Source organism: Pseudomonas sp. GM74, assembly GCF_000282455.1.
Taxonomy (GTDB): Bacteria; Pseudomonadota; Gammaproteobacteria; order Pseudomonadales; family Pseudomonadaceae; genus Aquipseudomonas.
In genome coordinates this window covers 25,574-47,150 of record NZ_AKJG01000011.1, presented here as the reverse complement: position 1 = coordinate 47,150, position 21,577 = coordinate 25,574, and the positions used below count along the sequence as shown (strand labels likewise).

Below are 21,577 nucleotides of genomic sequence, written 5' to 3'. Positions count from 1 at the left end.
CCGGTTTCATTAGACCACTACAGTTGCCGTCCTGGGTCAGCAGGTATAGGGCGCCGACGATATTGGGGATGTCGCTCGCTTCGGCCTGTTTGAAACAGGTGCAGTAAAGGGTTTCGAGCAAGTCGCTGGCGGCGCGGATGCGTTGTCGGGCGGCGTCGAGGATCTCGAAGGGGTCGGCCTCGGTATCGATGACCAGCACGGGGGTTTCGCTGTAGCGGGTCTTTAGCGGGTGGTAGCGGGCTGTCAGTGAGTCGGAGTTTTTCATTAAGTGGGTCCTGTGCGAAATCGGCAAGTGTTCCCGGCAGGCCGAGACACTGTTTTCAGCCGCGCAGGAAACTATAGGAGGGTATGGCGTTGGGGGGCAAGACGGCTGAGATCGACAGGCTTTGTAAGGGTTTTGTCATATTTGGAGGAAGGGGACTACGGGTTGTTGGTGGGTTTTCAACGTGAAATGGCGAGAGGTAAAAATGCTTACAGCGTTCTCAGCCGTTTCGCAGTAAATCTCGGTAAAGGGTGCCTCGGACAATGTCGGGTGTTTCGAGTTTTACAGTGGCTGTGCTGGCCCCTTCGTCGGAGCGCCGCCCGGAGCAAGCCTGCTCCCACAAGGGGCTTGAGTCGTGTGGGTGGTTCAGACTGGTGAGGTTATCTCGACGCTGCCGAACGACCCATACAGACTTACTCGGTCATGACCTTTGGCGCTTGGCGCGAGGCTGCTTCCAGATCCATCAATCCTCTACCGTACGCTTCACTGTTGGCATAGAGGCCAGTCCGGTTCGCCGTTGCCAGCAGACGCTCGCGCACTTGCTGCGCAGTGAGCTCGGGGTAACGACTTTGCAATGCCGCCAATGCTCCGCTGACCAACGCCGCAGCAGGCGAGGTGCCAGCCATCTGGGTGTAGGTGCCATCCCTGTTGGTGGTCAGCAGGCCTTGCCCTGCACCGGAGTCGCCACCCGGTACAGCAATGCACCAGGCTGCCGCCACGCCACAATAGTTGGATTTGGCATTGATGGCGCTGCCGTCGTTTTTCAACGCAACCACTGCGATCCAGCCTTTTTCCAGTTCGGGTATGGCGACAGGTAAGCCGGGTTCAGCCAAGGGTTCTCGTTTCAGTTCATTGCCGGTAGGGAAAACAAATACGGCGCCGTCCTCAACCAGTTTCCGCGCGGTCACCAGTGATTGCGGCATGACTTGCTTGTAACGCGCCTCGTTGATTTCGGTCGCAGGAATGGCGTTGGCCCACGAGTTGTTGAGGATGCGCGCGCCCTTGTCGAAACCTGCTTGCCAGGACTGAGCGATTTCACCGTCGAAGAAAAAGGGTTCGTTATCGTCGCCGAAGCGATAGGGGATCAGCTGGGCGTTGAACGCGACGCCGTGCATGCCCTGATCATCCTTGTTGGCTGCGAGGATGCCGGCCATCTGGGTGCCGTGGCCGACCCGATCAAAAGTGCCGACCTGATTCTCGACATGGTCAAAACCCGGATCACGGAGCCTTCCTCGAAACGCCGGCAGGCTGCTGTTTGGGGGCATGGTCGTTCCTTGATAAAGATCCGCGTATCTCACGCTACCTGCATGATGGATACTTGGCGGAAGTCGATGGAGGTAAACCATACCGGCTGATGTAAGGCCAAGATCAGTGGGCAAAGTGCCTCCTGTGTTTCAACCTATGGCCAGGGATCGGTGGGTTGGGACGCTGTATCATCCCCTATCATTTTCGCCCCCGACCTTTTCTTGACTCGCTGCAATCGCCGGCCAGGCTTTTGACTCCGCAGCAGTCAACGGAGTGACAGCTTATGCACAACACCCTGGAACAGGTTTTCGGTTATCCACAGTTTCGACCCGGTCAGGAGGCGGCCGTCAGTGCTGTGCTGGCGGGGCGCTCGGCGGCGGCGATTTTCCCCACCGGTTCCGGCAAGTCCCTTTGCTACCAATTGCCGGCGCTGTTGCTGCCGCACCTGACGCTGGTGGTCTCGCCGCTGCTGGCGTTGATGCAGGATCAACTGGCGTTTCTGCAACGCCATGGCATCTCGGCGGGCAGTATCGATTCGGCCCAGAGCCGCGATGACGCCAGCGACGTCATGGCCCGGGCAAAATCCGGCGAGTTGAAGATTTTGATGATCTCCGTGGAGCGCCTGAAGAACGAGCGCTTCCGGCATTTTTTGCAGCAAGTGCCGATCTCGCTGCTGGTGGTGGACGAGGCGCACTGCATTTCCGAATGGGGGCATAACTTTCGCCCGGACTACCTCAAACTTCCCGACTATCAACGCCAGTTCAACATTCCGCAGGTATTGCTGTTGACCGCAACGGCGACGCCCAAGGTCATCGCCGACATGCAGGCGAAATTCGCCATCGCCGCCGACGATGTGGTGACCACCGGTTTCTATCGCCCGAACCTCAATTTACTGGTGGAGCCGGTTCGCGGAGCGGACAAGCGCAGGCGTCTGGTCGAGTGGATGAGCCAGCGTCCGGACCAGCCGAGCATCGTCTATGTGACCTTGCAAAAAACTGCCGAGCACATCGCCGAACACCTGAACCGCAACGGCATTCAGGCCGAGGCTTATCACGCCGGGTTGCCCCATGAGCAACGGGAAGCGATCCAGCGTCGATTCATGGGCGGGCAGTCCAATTGCATCGTCGCCACCATCGCTTTCGGCATGGGCATCGACAAGAGCGACATCCGCAACGTGGTGCATTTCGACCTGCCAAAATCCATCGAAAACTACAGCCAGGAAATCGGCCGCGCCGGGCGTGACGGGCAGCCGTCGGACTGCCTGGTGTTGGCCAATCGCGACAGCCTCAACGTGCTGGAGAACTTCGTCTACGGCGACACCCCCGAGCTCGATGGCATCCGTTGCGTGCTGGACGAGATGCTTGCCGCAGCACCCGAAGGGCAGTGGGAGTTTCTGCTGGGGCCGTTGGCCGATCAGAGCAACATTCGTCAGTTACCGCTCAAGACCTTGCTGGTGCAACTCGAATTGCGCGGGCTGATCGCCCCGCGCTACGCGTACTACGCCGAGTACCGTTTCAAGTATGTGCAAGAGCCCGAGGTGCTATTGGCGCATTTTGAAGGCGAGCGCAGGGATTTTGTCGCTGCGATCATCCAGACCTCAAGCCGAGCCCGGACCTGGGCCACGGTGAATTTCGAGGCGTTGCACGAGCAGCATCAGGCCGAACGCAGTCGAGTGGTCAAGGCGCTGGATTATTTCCAGGAGAAGGGCTGGGTGGAGCTGGAAAGCAAGCAGATGACCGAGGTCTACAGCGTGCTGCAAAACGGGTTCGACAACGTCGCGTTGAGCGAGGAACTGCACGGCTGTTTCACTCGGCATGAGCGCACCGAGGTCGCGCGGATTCACGCGATGCTGGACCTGTTCGCCACCGACCGTTGCCTGGGTTATCGCCTGGCCGAGTATTTCGGTGACCACGATGCACCGCAGCGATGCGGGCATTGTTCGGTGTGTCATGGGCAAGTGGCGCGGCTACCGGCACCACCGGAGCTTCCGGCCCTTGTGGATAAAAATTTCGAGGCGCTGTGTGGCGGTTTTATCCACAGGCACGAGCAGCACACGGGCAACCTGCCCTCGGCTGAACGGGTGACACGGTTTCTGTGCGGGATCAGCGTGCCGTTGTTTACCAAGCTCAAGGCGCGGTCGATTTCGGGGTTTGCGGCGCTGGAAGATTATCCGTATGCCGAGGTGCGCAGCTGGGCCGAGCAACATCTGGCAGGCTGAACCGTATCCATTGTGGGAGCGGGCTTGCTCGCGAAGGCGATCCATCAATTGGCAGTGATGGTGACTGACCCACCGCTTTCGCGAGCAAGCCCGCTCCCACAGGGATCTCAGGGGCTGGCAGTGCTACATCCATCCGCTGAATGTTGCTCATCACAGGAATAAATTTCAAAAAAAACCGGTGGCTGACTATGGTGGTGGCTGTCTTCGGATCGCCAACAAGAGAACAAAACATGAGCCAGACACCGTCGAATATTCAGCGCGCTGCCGTCATCGGCGCGGGCACCATGGGCCGTGGCATTGTCATGTGCCTGGCCAACGCCGGAGTGGCCGTGCAGTGGGTCGACAACAATCCGCAAATGCTGGAGCAAGCGCTGGCCACCGTGGCGGACACCTACGCCCACAACGTGCGCCAGGGTCGTATTGATCAGAGCGAAGCCGATGCCCGTGTGGCGCGCGTTACGGCGGCAGAAGGTTATGTGGCCATTCGCGATGTCGACCTGGTCATCGAAGCGGTGTACGAAAACCTTGAGCTCAAGCAGAAAATCTTCCGCGAGCTCGATGGCCTGCTCAAGCCTGAAGCGATTCTGGCGAGCAATACGTCGGCGCTGGACATCGACGCCATTGCTGCGGTTACGGGGCGTCCGCAGCAGGTCCTGGGCCTGCACTTCTTCAGCCCGGCGCACATCATGAAGCTGCTGGAAATCGTCCGTGGCGCACAGACGGCACCGGCAGTCCTCGATGCGGCACTGGCGCTCGGCCAGCGCATGGGCAAGGTCAGTGTGGTGTCGGGCAATTGCGACGGTTTCATCGGCAACCGCATGCTCAACACCTATGTGCTCGAAGCGCGAAAAATGCTGCTGGAAGGCGCTTATCCGTATCAGGTGGACGCAGCGCTGCAAGGCTTCGGTTTCGCCATGGGGCCGTTCCGCATGTTCGACGTGGTGGGCGTTGACCTGCAATGGCGCTCGCGCCAGCTATCCGGCATCGGGCAGGATGCGCCGGAGGTCCAGGTGGATAACCGTTTGTGTGAGCAGGGACGTTTCGGCCAGAAAAGTGGCAACGGCTTTTACCACTATGAACCGGGCAGTCGTCAGGCCGAACACGATCCGCAGGTCGATGCACTGGTGCTTCAAGTCAGTGAGGAACTGGGGTTCCAGCGCCGTGAGATCGGCCCGGAGGAGATTCTCGAGCGCTGCTTGCTGGCACTGGTCAACGAAGGCGCGAAGATCCTGCAGGAAGGCATTGCCGGGTCGGCTCGGGATATCGATCTGGTCTACCTCAATGGTTACGGTTTCCCGGCGGACAAGGGCGGGCCGATGGCCTGGGCGGATCAACAAGGGCTGGCGGATATCCATCGGCGCCTGATGGACCTTGAGACGCGTCAGGGCGATCACTGGAACCCGGCGCGGTTGATTGGAGAGTTGGCGGCGGCTGGCAAGGGGTTTGCTGACAAGTGACGGATGTGGCGCCCGTCAGGGCGCCTTCGCGAGCAAGCCCGCTCCCACATTTGATCTTCAGCGAGCACAGATTGTGTACGACCGATATCCAATGTGGGAGCGGGCTTGTTCGCGAAAAACGATAACGCGGTTTTCGCCTTAGACTTGGCGAACCAACTCCAGGAATCAACGCTGATGCCCCAACGCACCGACTACCCCCACTTCCAGCCCATCACCACCCGTTGGCACGACAACGACGCCTACGGTCACGTCAACAACGTGACCTACTACAGCTTCTTCGATACGGCGGTGAACACTTACCTGATCGAAGTCGGCGGCCTGGATATCCATGACGGTGAGGTGGTGGGGTTCGTGGTGAGTTCTTCCTGTGATTACTTTGCTTCCATTGCCTTCCCGGACCGTATCGAGATCGGTCTGCGGGTGGGCAAGTTGGGCAACAGCTCGGTGCAATACGAACTGGCCGTGTTCAAGCAAGGGGAAGACGAGGCCTGCGCGGCGGGGCGCTTTGTGCATGTGTTTGTCGATCGTGCGTCGAATCAACCCGTGGCGATTCCTGCCGGATTGCGCGGGGCGCTGGAGCGTCTGGTGGTTCAGTAAGGCAAAAAAAATCGCAGCCCTTGGGCTGCGATTTTTGTTGTACTCACCAGCGAGGCGCTCGAGGCCTTAGTCACGGTAGTGCTTGTGGTGGTGTTTGCGATGGCCATAGGCATGACCGCGACCCGGATGGCCGTCACGGTAGTAGCGACGATCGTCATGGCCGCGATACGAACGACGATCGCCGTCGTCATCATCGTACTCTTTGCCCATGTAGTTACCCAGCGCGCCACCGGCGCCGCCGCCTGCTGCAGCGCCGATCAGGCTGCCAGTGGTGCCGCCCATGCTGCGGCCGACCACGTTACCGCCCGCTGCACCCAACGCACCGCCAAGGGCTGCTTCGCCACGGCTGTGTTTGTTTGCGCCGACGGCGCTACCACCCGCGCCACCCAGGGCTGCGCCGATGGTGGAACCTGTACTGCCGCCTAACGACTGACCGACGACCGAGCCTAGAACCCCGCCCAATGCGCCGCCTACACCGGCTTCGGTGGTGCCGCCAGCAGACGCGATACCGCTGACCAGGCCAAGGGACAACAAGAGAATCGAGGAGAACTTCATGGAGGAACCTCAAGGGGATGACGGCGCGATCCTGAGGCTCTGGAATGGGCGTGACAATCGAAATCCGACGAATAACACGACCTGTATACAATATTGCAAGTTACTGTTTTTTGGGCGGAACTTAACGTTTTTCTGCAGGTCTTTTACTACTTCGCAAAGGCCGTTTTCATGAGAGAACGGCCTTTTTTGTGGGCGAAAGGAAAGTGCAGGGTCCGGAGTTTTTGGTGATTGGTCTGGCCCCATCGCGAGCAAGCTCGCTCCCACAGGTTTTTTCTGTTGTTCACAAAGTCTGCGTTCGACTGAAATCACTGTGGGAGCGAGCTTGCTCGCGATGGGGCCAGTTCAGACGACGTGTTATGCAGACCTGGCCATGATCAGACCGGTCTCGCTCGCCGCTTCCAACCGGATCGCCACGAACTTCGATGTCGGTGTATGGCTGCCATCGCCGGTGCTTTCCAGCGGCACCAAGGGGTTCACTTCCGGATAGTAGGCCGCCGCTTGCCCGGCCGGGATATCAAACGCCAACAGCGTGAAGCCTTTCACCCGACGTTCAACACCATCGTCCCAGAGCGAAACGATGTCGGCCTTTTGCCCCGGCTTGAAGCCCAGGCGAATGATGTCGGCTTCGTTGACGAACAACACGTCCCGCTGTCCCTTCACGCCGCGATAACGGTCGTTGAGGCCATAGATGGTGGTGTTGTACTGATCGTGGGACCGCATCGACTGCATGATCAGGTCCGGCAGCACACCGGTGGCCCGGGTGCGTTCGTGCACCAGGTCTTTGGGCAGCGCGTTCGAGCGGAAATTGGCCCGGCCCGAGGCGGTGCTCCACTTGCGTGTGCCGGCACTGTTGCCCAGGTAGAAGCCGCCAGGGTTCTTGACCTTCTCGTTGAAGTCCTTGAAGCCGGGAATGGTCTCGGCGATGAGGTCGCGGATGCGGCTGTAGTCGGCCACCAGCCAGTTCCAGTCCACCGGGTGGCTGCCCAGGGTCGCGGCAGCGATGCCGGCCAGGATCGCCGGTTCCGAGCGCATCCGGTCCGACAGCGGCTGTAGCTGGCCATTGGAGGCGTGGACCATGCTGAACGAGTCTTCGACGGTGATTGCTTGCGGGCCTTCGGTCTGGATATCGATGTCGGTGCGGCCCAGGCACGGCAGGATCAGCGCGTCCTTGCCGTGGGTCAAATGGCTGCGGTTGAGCTTGGTGCTGATCTGCACGGTCAGGTCGCAGTTTCGCAGGGCCTGGAACGTGCGCGGGCTGTCCGGCGTGGCTTGGGCGAAGTTGCCGCCCAGACCGATGAAGACTTTTGCCCGTCCTTCAGCCATGGCGTGAATCGCCTCGACCACGTTGTGGCCGTTGCCGCGTGGCACCTTGAACTGGAAGCGACGCTCCAGGGCATCGAGGAACGCGGCAGGAGGGCGTTCGTTGATGCCCATGGTCCGGTCGCCCTGCACGTTGCTGTGGCCACGCACCGGGCACAGACCGGCGCCCGACCGGCCGATGTTGCCGCGTAGCAGCATCAGGTTGGCGATTTCCTGGATGGTCGCCACCGAGTGGCGGTGCTGGGTGATGCCCATGGCCCAGCACATGATGACGTTCTTGCCCTTGACGTACATGCGTGCCGCTTGCTCGATTTCCACCAGGCTCAGGCCGGACTGCTCGACGATCTGCTCCCACGGGGTGTCGTCGATGACGGCCAGGTAATCCAGCACGTTGACGCTGTGTTCGTTGAGGAAATCGTGGTCGAACACCGCCGGGGTACCGGTTTTCTGCGCGTCGCGCTCCCACAGCAGGAGGAATTTCGCCATGCCGCGCATGATCGCCATGTCGCCACCCAGGGCCGGGCGGAAGAACGCGGTGTTGGTCGGCTTGTCGCCGTTGGTGAGCATTTCGAGCGCGTGCTGCGGGTGCTGGAAACGCTCCAGGCCCCGTTCTTTCAGCGGGTTGATGCACACCACTTGCGCGCCTCGCTTCACCGCTTCGCGCAGCGGTTCGAGCATCCGTGGGTGGTTGGTGCCAGGGTTCTGACCCCAGACGAAAATCGCATCGGCGTGTTCGAAGTCGTCGAAGGTCACGGTGCCTTTGCCGACCCCGACGCTTTGCGACAACGCGACACCGCTGGCCTCGTGGCACATGTTCGAGCAGTCAGGGAAATTGTTGGTGCCATAAGCGCGTACGAACAGCTGATAGAGGTATGCCGCTTCGTTGCTCGCCCGGCCCGAGGTGTAGAACTCGGCCTGATCGGGGCTCGACAGGCCGTTCAGGTGTTTGGCGATCAGCGCGAACGCGTCGTCCCAACTGATCGGCTGGTAGCGATCGGTCTCGGCGTCGTAGCTCATCGGTTCGGTCAGGCGGCCCTGGTATTCGAGCCAATAGTCGCTTTGCTCCAGCAAGGACGTGACGCTGTGTTTGGCGAAGAATCCGGCATCGACACGGCGTTTGGTCGCTTCCCAGTTCACCGCCTTGGCGCCGTTCTCGCAGAACATCACCATGCCCTTTTCCGGAGAATCGCCCCAGGCGCAGCCTGGGCAGTCGAAGCCACCGTTCTGGTTGGTCTTGAGCATGATGCGCAGGTTCTTCAGCGCGTTGTCGCTGGTCAACCAGGCCTGGGCCACGCTGATCAATGCCCCCCAGCCACCGGCCGGGCCTTTGTAGGGCTTGAAGCGAGGGACGGGTTTCTGGTCGGCTTGACGGTGTTGACTCACGCTTGATTCTCCAACGTTGGGCTGTAGACCCGCGGTGCATTCTTCTGTGGCAGATGGATGAGATTGAGGTTGTGGCGACGGGCCCATTGCACGGCAAGGCCCGTGGGCGACGACAGGCTGACCAGGGTCTGGATGCCGGCGCGCAATACTTTCTGGATCAATTCGAGGCTGCAGCGGCTGGTGACAATCGCCAGGCCGCCAGCGGTCGGGATTTTTTGCCGGATCAATCCGCCGATCAGCTTGTCGAGGGCGTTGTGTCGGCCAATGTCTTCGCGGCCGAGCAGCAACTCGCCTTTGTCGTTCATGAACACCGCCGCATGTACGGCGCCACAATGTTGGCCCAAGGGCTGGAAGGCGCCGATGCGCTCGCGCAGGCCATCGAGCCATTCGACCGGCGGCAACGGGGCACCGGGCAATACCTGAAGGTCTGGCAACGCCTGCTCGACCGCTTCCACGCCACAGAGCCCGCAACCGCTGGTGCCGGCCAGTTGCCGACGCTGCTGCTTGAGGTTCCAGAACGCGCGGTTGGCGATGGTCACTTGCGCGTATTGCGCCGAACCCGAGCCGCTGAGCTGCAGGTCGTAGATGTCCGTGGCGTCCTGGATGATGCCGCTGCCCAGGCTGAAGCCGACAATGAAGTCCTCCAGATCCGTGGGCGTCACCAGCATGACCGCCTGACTGATGCCGTTGAAGGCAATCGCCAGCGCGACTTCCTCGGCCAGCGCGGTGCTGGCCGATTCGGCGCTATCGGTTTCGGTACGGCGCAGGTTGCAGTAGCTGTAGGTCTGGCTGGCGGCGGGTGCGGGCGTTTCGAGGGCAGGCGCCGCGCAGGCTGGGCGCTTGGTGTTCATGGCATCACCGACGGATTGATCAGCTTTAAGACTAGGCGTGACAACTTGTCGCGTCTAATCGCTAATACTGATCTGCCGATAGACACCGTCGATCAAGCACCGATCAGCGATTGTTGATAGAGGGCAAAACAGGCTTCTGCCAGCGCCGAGCGTGGCGCGCTGCGACGCATGATCAGCCCCAGGCGGCCAAGGGTCTGGGCGTTTTCGATCGGTTGCAGGCGCAAATGCTCGGTCAGGCCTTCGAGGCCACCTTCCAATGGCATCACGGCGCAACACAAGCCGCCGTGCACCGCTTGTAACAGTTGATGCACGGCATCGGTCTGCAACAACGGCTGCGGGGTCAGGCCACGGCTGTGGAAGTTGTGGTCGATGGACTGGCGAAAGTGCATGCCGCTGGTGAGCATGCCCAGCGGCAGTTCGATCAAGGATTCCCAACTCAGCGGCGCCTCGCCAAAGGTGAAGAAGCGTTGATCGTAGAGCAGACCCATGCGGGTTTCGCTGAAGGCCAGGGAGTCGAAATGTTCGGTGTCGAGGCGTTCCAGGTATGACACGCCGAGATCCAGGCGATTGTTCGCCAGTTGCTCGAGGATTTGCTCCGAACTCAGTGCCGAGAGTTCGAAGCGCAGGTTCGGGTGTTCGGCGTGCAAGCGTTGCAGCAGTGGCAGCGGATCGAAGCTCGACAACGGCACTACACCCAGGCGCAAGGTGCCGACCAGATTGCCGCGACAGGCGGCCGCCTCGGCGTACAAGCCGTCGTAGGCCGCCAATACCGTGCGCGCCCAGGCCAGCACCCGCTCGCCCGGCGCGGTGAAGCCTTCGAAGCGCTGGCCGCGATTGACCAGCGGCAGGTCGAGTTCTTCTTCGAGGCTGCGCAGGCGCATGGACAGGGTCGGCTGGGTGATGTGGCAGCGGGCGGCGGCCTGGCCGAAATGGCGGGTTTCGTCGAGCGCGATGAGGAATTTCAGCTGCTTGATGTCCATCTGCGCTCCTGGGGTTGGGAAGGTGCGGATTCTATCGCAAGCGGGGTCATTGGTCGGGTTGGATTCGCAGGTGACGACCGTGGTCTAGGCTTTGACGTCTGGAACCCGAAACCCAAGGAGAGTGCACCATGAGTCTTTTGAGCTTTGTGAAGGAAGCAGGCGAAAAACTGCTGGATTTGCTGACGCCAGGCAACGCCAACGCCAGTGAGCAGTTGAAGGCGCACATCAGCAAGGTCGGCCTGGGCAACCCGAATGTGCAGGCGACGGTCGATGGCGACAAGGTCACGGTGACCGGTGAAGTGGCGAGCCAGGAAGAGAAGGAAAAGATCCTGCTGGCGGTGGGCAACATCGCCGGGGTTGGCAGTGTGGATGATCAGATTACTGTGACCGGGCCGGTGGCCGTGGCCGCAAAGTTTGTGGTGGTCGAGAAGGGCGATACCCTCAGCGCGATTTCCCTGCGTGTGTATGGCAATGCCAACCTGTACAACAAGATCTTTGAGGCCAACAAGCCGATGCTCAAAGATGTGAACAAGATCTATCCGGGGCAGTCGTTGCGGATTCCTGAGTAAGTCGTCAAACCGCGTGATGGTCATCGCGGGCAAGCCACGCTCCCACAGGAGCTGCGTCGTTCGCATCCTTTGTGAACGGCTCAGATCCTGTGGGAGCGTGGCTTGCCCGCGAAGCAGGCGCCTCGGTATCAAAGCCCCGCAATCAAATCCCGATAATCCCCGACCGCCGCAAACTCCGCCGTGTCCTTCGGCCCCTTGCGGCTGTCCGGCTCGCGCACGGCCAGCAAATGCGCCACGCCAAAGTCCCGTGCACTGCGCAGGATCGGCAAGGTGTCGTCGATGAAAAGGCTTCGCGCAGGATCGAAATCGATATCGGCTTGCAGCGCATCCCAGAATTGCGGGTTTTCCTTGGGGAAGCCGTAGTCATGGGAACTGATCAAGCGTTCGAAGTAGGGCGCCAGTTCGATTTTTTCCAGCTTCAACGACAGCGCATCCCGATGGGCATTGGTGATCAGCACCACGCGCTTGCCGGCCCGTTTGATCGCCGCCAGAAAGGTGTCGGCATCCGGGCGCAGGGCGATCAGGTGCGCGGTTTCCAGTTTCAGGTCGCGCACCGACAGTTTCAGTTCGGCGCTCCAGAAATCCAGGCAGTACCACTGCAACTGGCCGGCATTGCGTTCGAACAAAGGCTGCAGCTCCATCTCGGCCATGGCCCGGCTGACCCCGTGCAGTTCGGCGTAACGCTGGGGCAGGTGTTCCAGCCAGAAGTGGTTGTCGAAATGCAGGTCCAGCAGCGTGCCGTCCATGTCCAGCAGAACGGTATCGATGTCGGACCAGGGTAATGAAGGCATGGCAACGTCTCGGGCAGTAGAAAGATTTCTGGCGTAAACAATCGGGAAAGCCGCGTTATAGTAGCGCGTTCACGCCAAGGAGCTTTGCATGCGCCAGAAACCCACCATACTCGCCCGCGAAATTGTCGCCACCAGTCGATTGTTCTGCGTGGAGGAGTTGAAGCTGCGCTTTTCCAACGGCGTGGAGCGCACGTATGAACGCCTGGTCGGCAAGGGTGCCGGGTACGGCGCGGTGATGATCGTGGCGATGCTCGATGCCGAGCACGCGGTGCTGGTCGAGGAGTATTGCGGCGGCACGGATGCATATGAAATGTCGTTGCCCAAGGGTTTGATCGAGCCGGGCGAAGACGTGCTGGCGGCGGCCGAGCGCGAGCTCAAGGAAGAGGCCGGTTTTGGCGCGCGGCAACTGGAGCACCTGACCGAGTTGTCGCTGTCCCCTGGCTACATGAGCCAGAAGATTCAAGTAGTGCTGGCTACCGACCTCTACGAAGAGCGTCTGGAAGGCGACGAGCCAGAGCCGATGCGGGTGGACAAGGTCAATCTGCGTGAGCTCTCGGCGCTTGCACAAAACCCACAATTTACCGAAGGCCGTGCCTTGGCGGCGCTGTACCTGGCCCGAGACCTTTTGACTCAGCGCGGAGTGTTCCAGTAATGAATTTCCCACATCCGATGATGGCATCGGTGATTGAACTGGCCTTGCGGGCCGGTGATGCGATCCTGCCGTTCTGGCGCACGGGCACCGCCGTCACGGCAAAGGCTGATGATTCGCCGGTGACCGCTGCCGACCTGGCCGCTCACCACGTGATTCTGGCCGGGCTGACGGCGCTCGACCCGAGCATCCCGGTGCTCTCCGAGGAAGACGCCAACATTCCCCAGGGCGTGCGTGCCGGATGGCAGCGCTGGTGGCTGGTCGATCCACTGGATGGCACCAAGGAATTCATCAGCGGCAGCGAAGAGTTCACCGTCAACATCGCCTTGATCGAAAACGGTCGGGTGGTGTTCGGTGTGGTGTCGATGCCGACCAACGGGCGTTTTTACGTCGGTGGAGCGGGACTCGGCGCCTGGCGCGGCGATAAAGGTGGCACGCCCGTGGCGATCAAGGTGCGTGATGCATTAGCGCCCGGCGAGTCGTTCACCGTGGTGGCCAGCCGTCGCCATTCGAGCCCGGAGCAAGAGCGTTTGCTGGCCGGGTTGAGCGCCAGCCTTGGCGAGCTGCAACTGACCAGTATCGGCAGTTCGTTGAAGTTTTGCCTGGTGGCCGAAGGGGCAGCGGATTGCTATCCGCGCCTGGCACTGACTTCCCAATGGGACACGGCGGCAGCGCAAGGCGTGCTGGAAGGCGCGGGCGGTGAGGTGCTGGAGTTGAGCGGTGAGCCGTTCAGCTATCCGGCACGGGAGTCGTTGTTGAATACGTTCTTCCTGGCGTTGCCGGCGAAGGCGGCCTGGCGGGAGAAGCTGCTGGAATTGGCACGCTCCTGAGATTCACACCTGTTTGTGGCGAGGGAGCTTGCTCCCGTCGGGTCGCGAAGCGGCCCCAATGCTTTCTAGCGGCTACTGCGTAGCCTGGCGGGAGCAAGCTCCCTCGCCACAGGGTTTCTTGCCGATCTGAAGTTCAGCGGTGCAACACGTACTGCCCGACAAACCTCACCGCATCCTCATCACGGCCTTCATTGACGACCCGTGTATGCAGCGTCAACCGCGCTCGGCTGTATCGCTGGAAGGTGGTCAGGAATTTCTTCCAGATCACCGGGTCCGGCGCCTGGCAAATGGCGTTGGCATCCCCCGTCACCGGCAGCGGATAGCTGATCTGCCCTTCCTGAATCACGATGTGCCCGTCGGTAATGCCTTCTTCCTTGAGGCGCAGATGCAGCCAGCCCCAACCGGCCAGGACCGCGCCGCAATACAGGCTGCCGCCGAACATGGTGCTCTTGTGGTTGACGTTGGCTTCCAGCGGCAAGTACAGGCGCAGTTGCTGGTCATGCCAGTCGAGCACTTTGAGGCCCATGTCCCGGGTGAGGGGAATGTCGTGATGGAGAACGGATTCCAGTTGTCGACTGTCGCGGCTCATTCAGGGGCCTCTTGCTTGAAGTGGATGATTGGACGGTAACTCAGTCGAGATCGTCAGGGTGGGCCGAGGCACCACTGTCGGCGAAACTCAGACCGTGCTTGCGCAGTTTGTCGTGCAGGGTCTTGCGTGGAATCCCGAGGGCTTCGGCGACGCTGCGCACCGAGCTGTGGGAGCGTGCCAGTTCGGCGGCGATGAGGGTTTTTTCGAAGTTCTCCACCTGCTCGCTCAAACCGCCGCTGACGACGTCGAGCCTGTTGCCAGCGCCGCCTTGCGGCGTGCTGTTGTCGAGGGCCAGTTCCAGACCGAGGGCGAAACGCTCGGCGGCATTTTGCAGCTCACGCACGTTGCCGGGCCAGGTGTGGCGCAGCAGCAGAGCACGTTGCCCCGGTTGCAGTTCATGGGGCGGCAAACCGTGGCGGGCACTGGCTTCATCGGCAAAATGCTGGAACAGCATCAGCGCATCTTCGCCCCGTTCGCGCAGCGGTGGAATCCGTAGCGGCGCGACGTTCAGGCGGTAATACAGGTCGGCACGGAAACGCCCTTGATCCGCCGCCTGGCGCAGGTCTTCCTTGGTCGCGGCGATGATGCGGATGTCCAGCGGGATCAGTTGATTGCCGCCCAGGCGTTCGACCACCCGCTCTTGCAGCAAGCGCAGCAACTTGACCTGCACATCCAGGCTCATGCTTTCGATTTCATCGAGGAACAGCGTGCCGCCATTGGCGAATTCGAACTTGCCGATGCGGCGTTTCTGCGCGCCGGTGAAGGCGCCGGGCTCGTGACCGAACAGCTCGCTTTCAACCACTGATTCGGCCAGGGCACCGGCGTTGATGGCTACGAACGGTCCGTTACGGCGACTCGATAAATCGTGCAGCGCCCGGGCCACGACTTCTTTGCCGGCGCCGGTTTCGCCGAGGATCAGCACGTCGGCCCTGGTCGCGGCCAGTGCACCGATCTGCTCGCGCAGGCGCAGCATCGAAGGTGAGTGGCCAACCAGCCGCGTGCTCAGCTCGTTGCGGTCGCTCAAGGCCAGCCGCAGGCTGCGGTTGTCCAGCACCAGCCGGCGCAGGGCCAATGCGCGGCGCACGCTGTCGAGCAGGGCGTCGCTGGCGAAGGGCTTTTCCAGAAAGTCATAGGCTCCGGCGCGCATGGCCTGCACCGCCAGCGGCACATCGCCGTGACCGGTGATCAGCAGCACGGGTAGCTCAGGGTCCTGGGCATGCAGTTCGGTCAACAATTCGAGACCGTCCATGCCGGGCATGCGGATGTCGCTGACCACCACCCCCGGCCAGTCGCGTTCAAGTTGCGCGGCCAGGCCTTTGGCTTCAGCCAGCGGCAGGATTTTCAGGCCCGCCAGATCCAGCGTCTGGCTCAAGGCCTGGCGCAAGTGGGGATCGTCGTCGATCAACACGACCTGAATGCGGTTGTCGATGGTCATGCACTTCGGTCCTCGGACGGTTGCAGGCTCACGCCCGGTGCGCCTGCGCGCAGCTTCAGGGTAATCAGGGCGCCGCCCTCCTTGTGGTTGGCGAACGACAGTTCACCGCCGAAGGCGCGCATCAGGGTTTCGCAAATCGCCAGCCCCAGACCGAGGCCCTGGGTGCGGGTCTTGGTGGTGTAGAACGGCTCGCTGGCGCGCCCAAGGGCTTCCATGCAAAAGCCGGGGCCGTTGTCGCGAATGTACAGGTTGACGCCCTCGGCCGTGGATTGGGCACTCAACCAGAGTTTACGAGGCGGGCCTTTTTCCGTCAGGGCATCCAGGGCGTTGGCCAGCAGATTGCCGAGTACCTGGCGCAGTCGGGTTTCCCCGGCCTCGACCCACAGGGTGGCGGCGGGCAAGTCGCGGATCAGCTCGACTTCCATGCTGCGTCGACGCTTGGCCAGCAAGGCCAGGGCATCGTCCAGCGCCGGTTGCAGGGCGACGCTTTCCGGGGCATGTCGGTCGCGACGGGCAAAGGCGCGCAGGTGGGCGATGATCGAGGCCATGCGCCCGGTCAATTCGCTGATCAGCTTGAGGTTGCCGCGGGCATCGTCGGTGCGCTGGTGATCGAGCAACACTTCGGCGTTTTCCGCGTAGCTGCGAATCGCTGCCAGCGGCTGATTGAGTTCATGGCTGATGCTCGCCGACATGGTGCCCAGTGCCGACAATTTACCGGCCTGCACCAGATCATCCTGGGCGCGTACCAGCTCCTGCTGAGCCTGTTCGCGTTCCAGCACTTCCTGTTTCAGACGCCGGTTCAGGCCCTCGAGATCGCTGGTGCGCTCGGCGACCCGGCCCTCCAGCTCGCGGCGGGCCTTGGCTTCGAAAGCAATGCGCTCGAGGTAATGGCGACGGCGCTGCATCATCAGGCCAAGCAACAGCATCAACACCAGCAGCGTTGCACCGCCGATGGCCACCACCGTGCGCACCGGGCGGTCGATCAAGGTGCGCGGGGCGAGGATGCTGACATTCCAGCCGGTTTCGGCGATCTGTTGGGTCTGGGTCAGCCAGGCATTGGGGTTGAGCTCCAGCGGTTTGGGCTCGCGGGTTGGATAGGGCTGGATCGCCGTGATGGCCTTGCTTTCCTCCTCGCTCAACGGACGGGTCGAGCGGAATCGCCACTCCGGTCGCGAGGTGAGAATGACCACGCCGTTGTGGTCGGTCAGCAGCAGTTGTTCCGGGGTTTTGCCCCAGAGGCTTTCGGTGTGGTCGAGGTCGACCTTGACCACCAGCACGCCTATGATTTTTTCGCCGTCACGCACGCCGGCGGCGAAGAAGTATCCGCGCTTGGCGGAGGTCGTGCCCAGGCCGAAAAAACGCCCGAGCCGCCCGGCCATGGCTTCACTGAAATACGGCCGGAAGGAAAAATTGCGCCCGACGAAACTGTCGTGCTTGTCCCAGTTGGAGGCCGCCAGGGTCTTGCCGGTGGTGTCCATCAGGTACATGACTTCGGCACCGGTCTGGGTGGCGATGTTTTTCAGCAGGCGGTTGGCGTTGCCTTGGGTGACGCCATCGTCCGGTGCACCGACAACAGCGCGCAGGGCCGGCAGGTCGCCGAGGATTTGCGGCAACACTTCATAGCGGTGCAGGGTGCCCAACAGGTTGGCGACATAGAGGTCGAGGGTCTGACGATTCTGGCTGGCCAGTTCGCTGCGGTAATAGCGCTCGGCCAGATGCTCCAGGGGCCACAGCAACGGCGCCAGGCACAGTGCCAGCAGGGCCAGGCTGCGCCAACGGGGTCTGGGGGGGAGAGTCGGTTTCATGAGCAGCATGCGCCTGTGGGTACAGGCGCATTATGCCTAGGCTTGCGGGCGCAGTCTGCGCGCTGTGGGTCAGGCGCGTTTTTGCGCTGAAGCTTGCACCGGGTTATCAGGCGAAGACTTCGGCGTCCTTGAGGAATGCAGCGGCCTGGTCCTTTGCCGACAGCTGCGGCGTGCCTTCCAGTTGCCAATCGATAGCCAGGTCCGGGTCGTCCCAGCGAATGCTGCGCTCGGCGGACGGGGTGTAGTAATCGGTGGTTTTGTAGAGGAACTCGGCGAAATCGCTCAGCACCACGAAACCGTGGGCAAAGCCTTCCGGAATCCAGATCTGGCGATGGTTGTCGGCGGACAGGACCACTGCAACCGATTTGCCGAAATGAGGCGAACTGCGGCGGATGTCCACGGCAACGTCGAGCACTTCACCGGCTGTGACACGAACCAGTTTGCCTTGTGTGTTCGTCAGTTGGTAATGCAAGCCACGCAACACGCCCTTTTGCGAACGGGAGTGGTTGTCCTGAACGAACTGAGTGTCCAGACCGGTGGCTTCTGCGAAAGCCCTGGCGTTGAAGCTCTCATAGAAGAAACCACGTTCGTCGCCAAAGACCTTGGGTTCGAGGATCAGAATACCGGGCAGGTCGGTGGTCACTACATTCATGGTGGCTCTCCAGCAGTGGGCGTTTAATGGTCGCCATTCTTGCGCAAAGCGCTGATCGGGGCGAGTGCTCAAGTAAAAAACTACCGACCTGTTCCAGCCCCTGCAAATGACCATTACCGGTTCCGGGGGGTTGCGTATCGCCCGAACCAGTGGCGATATAGGTGCCTAATAAATTTTCAGGGGTTGTTGTATGCCGCTCGCCACGCTGATTCATCGCGCCAGTTTGCCCAGCCCGCAGGTGTCTGCGGAGCAAGCGCTAGAGCTGCTGCAAGAGCATTACGGGTTCAGCGGCAGACTGCAGGCCCTCGGCAGCCAGCAAGACCTGAACTACCGCGTCGACAGCGAGCGGGGACGTTTCGTCCTGAAAATATGCCGTGGCGACTACTCGGTCGTTGAGCTTCAGGCACAGCATGCCGGGCTCAAGCACTTGGGCGCGCACCCCGATGTCCATGTGCCGCGTGTTATTCCTGCGACAAACGGTGCAGACCTGCTATCTCTGGACGTCGGTGGCCAGGCGGTGCACGTTCGCCTGCTCGACTACATCGAAGGCCAGCCGCTGACGAGCCTCGGTCGTTTCAACCCGACGGTGGTGTCCGGCTTCGGTCGCCTGTGCGGTGAAATGGACCTGGCCCTGGCGGATTTCGACCATCCGGGCCTGGTGCGAACCCTGCAATGGGACGCCCGCCACGCTCACGCCCTGATCGCGCACTTGCTGCCGGTGATCAAGGATGAGGCCCGGCGCAAACTGATCGTCGACGCGTCCGCACAAGCCGAGCGGCATTTGCAGCCGCTGGAAGCCAAGCTGCCGGTGCAGGCCATTCACATGGACATCACCGATGACAACGTGGTGTGGCAGCGCGACGCGCAGCGCCATTGGCAGTTGCAAGGCGTGATCGATTTCGGCGACCTGGTGCGCACCTGGCGCATCACCGATCTGTCGGTCACCTGCGCTGCGCTGCTGCACCATGGCGAGGGCGATCCGTTCTGCATTTTGCCGGCCATCCAGGCGTATCACGCGGTCAATCCGTTGCAATACGAAGAACTGCTGGCGCTGTGGCCGCTGATCGTCGCCCGCGCGGCGGTGTTAGTGCTCAGCGGCGAACAGCAGGTCAGTATCGATCCGGGCAATGCCTACAGCCGCGATAACCTGGTCCATGAATGGGAAATTTTCCGTGTGGCCACGTCGGTGCCGTTGGCGTTGATGGAAGCGGCGATCCTCACCGCCGTCGGCCAGAACCTTCCAATCATCGGCAGCGAAGGCTTCGCGCCGCTGCTGCCGAGCCTGGTGGGGCGTGAGTTCGCATTGATCGACCTGGGGGTGCTCAGTCCGCATTTCGAGGCCGGGAACTGGGAGCAGGAGGGCGTCGATCAGCGCCTGCTGGATGAAGCGGCCGCGGCACATGGCTTGGCGGCCAGTCGTTACGGACAATACCGCCTGTCCCACACACGCCCGGACAGCGCCACTGAACCGGACACTTGCCCGTTGCACGTCGAGTTGCGTGTGCCTCAGGGCACGGCAGTCGAAGCACCGTTTGCCGGGGTGGTGCATCACCCATCGGCGGGCGTGCTGCAACTGGACGGCCCGCAATTGAGTGTGCGGCTTTGGGGCGTCACTCCGTCGCTGCACAGCGGCGCGGCCCTGGTCAAAGGCCAGGTGCTGGGCTCGGTAAGCGGGCCTTTGATCGTGCAGTTGTGCCGTGGCGTGTCGATCAATGCGCCGTTGTTCTGTACTCCTTCGCGCGCGGCGGCCTGGCAAGCGTTGTGCCCATCACCGGCAACATTGCTGGGGCTGGCCTGTGATGCCGAAGCGGAGCTCGACGGACCGACCCTGTTGGCCCGGCGCGATGCCAGCTTTGCCCGTACGCAAAAGCACTATTACGTTGATCCGCCGCGCATCGAACGCGGCTGGCGCAACCATCTGATCGACATGCAGGGCCGTTCCTACCTCGACATGCTCAACAATGTTGCGGTATTGGGTCACGGTCATCCACGCATGGCCGCCGTCGCCAGCCGCCAGTGGTCATTGCTCAACACCAACTCGCGTTTCAACTACGCAGCCGTGGCCGAGTTCTCCGAACGTTTGCTGAAGCTGTCCCCGGAAGGCATGGATCGGGTGTTCCTGGTCAACAGCGGGAGCGAGGCCAACGACCTGGCGATTCGTCTGGCGTGGGCCTACAGCGGCGGCCGAGACATGCTTAGCGTGCTGGAGGCCTATCATGGCTGGACGGTGGGCGCGGATTCGGTGTCGACCTCGATCGCCGATAATCCCAAGGCCTTGAGCAGCCGCCCGGACTGGGTGCACCCGGTGACCGCGCCAAACACCTATCGCGGTGAATTCCGTGGCCCAGACAGTGCGCCGGATTATGTGCGCAGCGTCGAACACAACCTGGCGAAAATCGCCGAGCAAAAACGCCAACTGGCCGGTTTCATCTGTGAACCGGTGTACGGCAATGCCGGCGGTATCTCGCTGCCGCCAGGCTATTTGAAACAAGTCTATGCGATGGTCCGGGCTCGGGGCGGCGTGTGCATCGCCGACGAAGTGCAGGTGGGCTACGGGCGCATGGGCAATTTCTTCTGGGGCTTTGAAGAGCAGGGTGTGGTGCCCGACATCATCACCATGGCCAAGGGGATGGGCAACGGTCAGCCACTGGGCGCGGTTATCACCCGCCGGGAAATCGCCGAGGCGCTGGAGGCCGAGGGTTACTTCTTCTCGTCCGCCGGCGGCAGCCCGGTCAGTTGCCAGGTCGGCATGGCCGTGCTGGATGTGATGCAAGAGGAAAAACTCTGGGAGAACGCCCAGGTTGTTGGCGGCCACTTCAAGCAGCGCCTCGAAGCGTTGATCGATATTCATCCGTTAGTGGGGGCGGTGCACGGTTCCGGTTTCTACCTGGGCGTCGAACTGATCCGCAACCGCGAAACCCTGGAGCCGGCCACCGAAGAAACCACGGCACTGTGCGATCGCTTGCGTGAACTGGGGATCTTCATGCAGCCGACCGGCGATTACCTGAACATCCTCAAGATCAAGCCGCCGATGGTCACTTCGCGCCAGAGCGTGGACTTCTTCGTGGACATGCTGTCGAAGGTGCTGGCGGAAGGGTTGTAAACCGACCCACCTGTGAATGCGAGCCAATGTGGGAGCGGGCTTGCTCGCGAAGAGGGCGGTACATCCGGAGCATTTCTTGCGCCTGGAGTATCGTCTTCGCGGGCAAGCCCGCTCCCACATGGGGCAGGGGTGTTAGTTCGATTGATATCGGCTTTTTATTGAATGTTTTTGTAAGTCTGGATGTAAGGTGCTTTAAAAGCCGATATTTATCGGATATAAAGTGACCAGTCCACGGCGTGTACCCATGCGCTTTCTTTTCTGTCAGGCATCAACGCCACTCTGGAGT

18 protein-coding genes are annotated in these 21,577 nt (G+C 61.5%); 7 read left to right on the top strand and 11 right to left on the bottom strand.

All coding sequences use genetic code 11. The features are described from left to right. Nucleotides 1-265, bottom strand: a 265-nt coding sequence (locus PMI34_RS23765) for a hypothetical protein (RefSeq protein WP_008046632.1), incomplete at its 3' end; no start/stop codon positions are given. A gap of 410 nt (nucleotides 266-675) precedes the next feature. Further along, nucleotides 676-1,527: a S8 family peptidase gene (locus tag PMI34_RS23770; protein ID WP_008046624.1), complete on the bottom strand. Its 852-nt coding sequence runs from the start codon at nucleotides 1,525-1,527 to the stop codon at nucleotides 676-678. Nucleotides 1,528-1,790: 263 nt separating this feature from the next. On the opposite strand from PMI34_RS23770, the gene PMI34_RS23775 reads away from it, so the two are divergent. The 3 genes from PMI34_RS23775 to PMI34_RS23785 all read left to right on the top strand — a co-directional run bounded on the left by PMI34_RS23775 (nucleotide 1,791) and on the right by PMI34_RS23785 (nucleotide 5,779). Further along, nucleotides 1,791-3,725 (top strand): RecQ family ATP-dependent DNA helicase, encoded by a 1,935-nt coding sequence (locus PMI34_RS23775; protein ID WP_008046622.1) that lies wholly within the window; start codon nucleotides 1,791-1,793, stop codon nucleotides 3,723-3,725. Between the two features lie 230 nt (nucleotides 3,726-3,955). Next, on the top strand, nucleotides 3,956-5,182 hold the full coding sequence (locus tag PMI34_RS23780) for a 3-hydroxyacyl-CoA dehydrogenase (protein ID WP_008046620.1): 1,227 nt from the start codon (nucleotides 3,956-3,958) through the stop codon (nucleotides 5,180-5,182). Between the two features lie 174 nt (nucleotides 5,183-5,356). After that, complete coding sequence (locus PMI34_RS23785; RefSeq protein ID WP_007972849.1) at nucleotides 5,357-5,779, top strand: acyl-CoA thioesterase; 423 nt, start codon at nucleotides 5,357-5,359, stop codon at nucleotides 5,777-5,779. A gap of 66 nt (nucleotides 5,780-5,845) precedes the next feature. On the opposite strand, the gene PMI34_RS23790 is transcribed toward PMI34_RS23785, so the two are convergent. The 4 genes from PMI34_RS23790 to PMI34_RS23805 all read right to left on the bottom strand — a co-directional run bounded on the left by PMI34_RS23790 (nucleotide 5,846) and on the right by PMI34_RS23805 (nucleotide 10,868). Beyond that, on the bottom strand, nucleotides 5,846-6,334 hold the full coding sequence (locus PMI34_RS23790) for a glycine zipper domain-containing protein (protein WP_008046617.1): 489 nt from the start codon (nucleotides 6,332-6,334) through the stop codon (nucleotides 5,846-5,848). A gap of 354 nt (nucleotides 6,335-6,688) precedes the next feature. Continuing rightward, nucleotides 6,689-9,037 (bottom strand): FdhF/YdeP family oxidoreductase, encoded by a 2,349-nt coding sequence (locus PMI34_RS23795; RefSeq protein ID WP_008046616.1) that lies wholly within the window; start codon nucleotides 9,035-9,037, stop codon nucleotides 6,689-6,691. After that, nucleotides 9,034-9,888 carry a formate dehydrogenase accessory sulfurtransferase FdhD gene (gene fdhD, locus PMI34_RS23800; protein ID WP_008046613.1) on the bottom strand — a complete coding sequence of 285 codons (855 nt, stop codon included), beginning with the start codon at nucleotides 9,886-9,888 and terminating at the stop codon, nucleotides 9,034-9,036. Before fdhD ends, PMI34_RS23795 begins: the two co-directional genes overlap by 4 nt. Nucleotides 9,889-9,980: 92 nt before the next feature. Next, nucleotides 9,981-10,868, bottom strand: coding sequence for a LysR family transcriptional regulator (locus PMI34_RS23805; protein WP_008046611.1), 888 nt, complete (start codon nucleotides 10,866-10,868; stop codon nucleotides 9,981-9,983). Between the two features lie 128 nt (nucleotides 10,869-10,996). Between PMI34_RS23805 and lysM the strand changes: the two genes are divergently transcribed. Next, on the top strand, nucleotides 10,997-11,437 hold the full coding sequence (lysM, locus tag PMI34_RS23810) for a peptidoglycan-binding protein LysM (protein WP_008046609.1): 441 nt from the start codon (nucleotides 10,997-10,999) through the stop codon (nucleotides 11,435-11,437). A gap of 128 nt (nucleotides 11,438-11,565) precedes the next feature. Here lysM and yrfG read toward each other — a convergent pair whose 3' ends face one another. Continuing rightward, nucleotides 11,566-12,228, bottom strand: coding sequence for a GMP/IMP nucleotidase (yrfG, locus tag PMI34_RS23815; RefSeq protein WP_008046608.1), 663 nt, complete (start codon nucleotides 12,226-12,228; stop codon nucleotides 11,566-11,568). Between the two features lie 88 nt (nucleotides 12,229-12,316). Between yrfG and nudE the strand changes: the two genes are divergently transcribed. Both nudE and cysQ read left to right on the top strand, forming a co-directional pair. Continuing rightward, the gene (nudE, locus tag PMI34_RS23820) at nucleotides 12,317-12,880 is read left to right on the top strand and encodes an ADP compounds hydrolase NudE (RefSeq protein ID WP_008046606.1); all 564 of its coding nucleotides are present in this window, start codon (nucleotides 12,317-12,319) and stop codon (nucleotides 12,878-12,880) included. Continuing rightward, on the top strand, nucleotides 12,880-13,707 hold the full coding sequence (gene cysQ / locus PMI34_RS23825; RefSeq protein ID WP_008046586.1) for a 3'(2'),5'-bisphosphate nucleotidase CysQ: 828 nt from the start codon (nucleotides 12,880-12,882) through the stop codon (nucleotides 13,705-13,707). Before nudE ends, cysQ begins: the two co-directional genes overlap by 1 nt. 133 nt (nucleotides 13,708-13,840) lie before the next feature. Here cysQ and PMI34_RS23830 read toward each other — a convergent pair whose 3' ends face one another. The 4 genes from PMI34_RS23830 to rfbC all read right to left on the bottom strand — a co-directional run bounded on the left by PMI34_RS23830 (nucleotide 13,841) and on the right by rfbC (nucleotide 18,188). Continuing rightward, nucleotides 13,841-14,296 carry a YiiD C-terminal domain-containing protein gene (locus PMI34_RS23830; protein ID WP_008046584.1) on the bottom strand — a complete coding sequence of 152 codons (456 nt, stop codon included), beginning with the start codon at nucleotides 14,294-14,296 and terminating at the stop codon, nucleotides 13,841-13,843. Between the two features lie 40 nt (nucleotides 14,297-14,336). Then, nucleotides 14,337-15,731 carry a sigma-54-dependent transcriptional regulator gene (locus PMI34_RS23835; protein WP_008046582.1) on the bottom strand — a complete coding sequence of 465 codons (1,395 nt, stop codon included), beginning with the start codon at nucleotides 15,729-15,731 and terminating at the stop codon, nucleotides 14,337-14,339. Next, entirely contained in the window at nucleotides 15,728-17,536 is a 1,809-nt protein-coding gene (locus tag PMI34_RS23840) for a sensor histidine kinase (protein WP_008046580.1), read from the bottom strand. The genes PMI34_RS23835 and PMI34_RS23840 overlap by 4 nt, the downstream gene beginning before the upstream one ends. Before the next feature lie 106 nt (nucleotides 17,537-17,642). Then, nucleotides 17,643-18,188 carry a dTDP-4-dehydrorhamnose 3,5-epimerase gene (gene rfbC, locus PMI34_RS23845; RefSeq protein ID WP_008046577.1) on the bottom strand — a complete coding sequence of 182 codons (546 nt, stop codon included), beginning with the start codon at nucleotides 18,186-18,188 and terminating at the stop codon, nucleotides 17,643-17,645. A 190-nt stretch (nucleotides 18,189-18,378) separates the two neighbouring features. On the opposite strand from rfbC, the gene PMI34_RS23850 reads away from it, so the two are divergent. Continuing rightward, nucleotides 18,379-21,291 carry an aminotransferase gene (locus PMI34_RS23850; RefSeq protein WP_008046550.1) on the top strand — a complete coding sequence of 971 codons (2,913 nt, stop codon included), beginning with the start codon at nucleotides 18,379-18,381 and terminating at the stop codon, nucleotides 21,289-21,291. Nucleotides 21,292-21,577 lie beyond the last annotated feature (286 nt).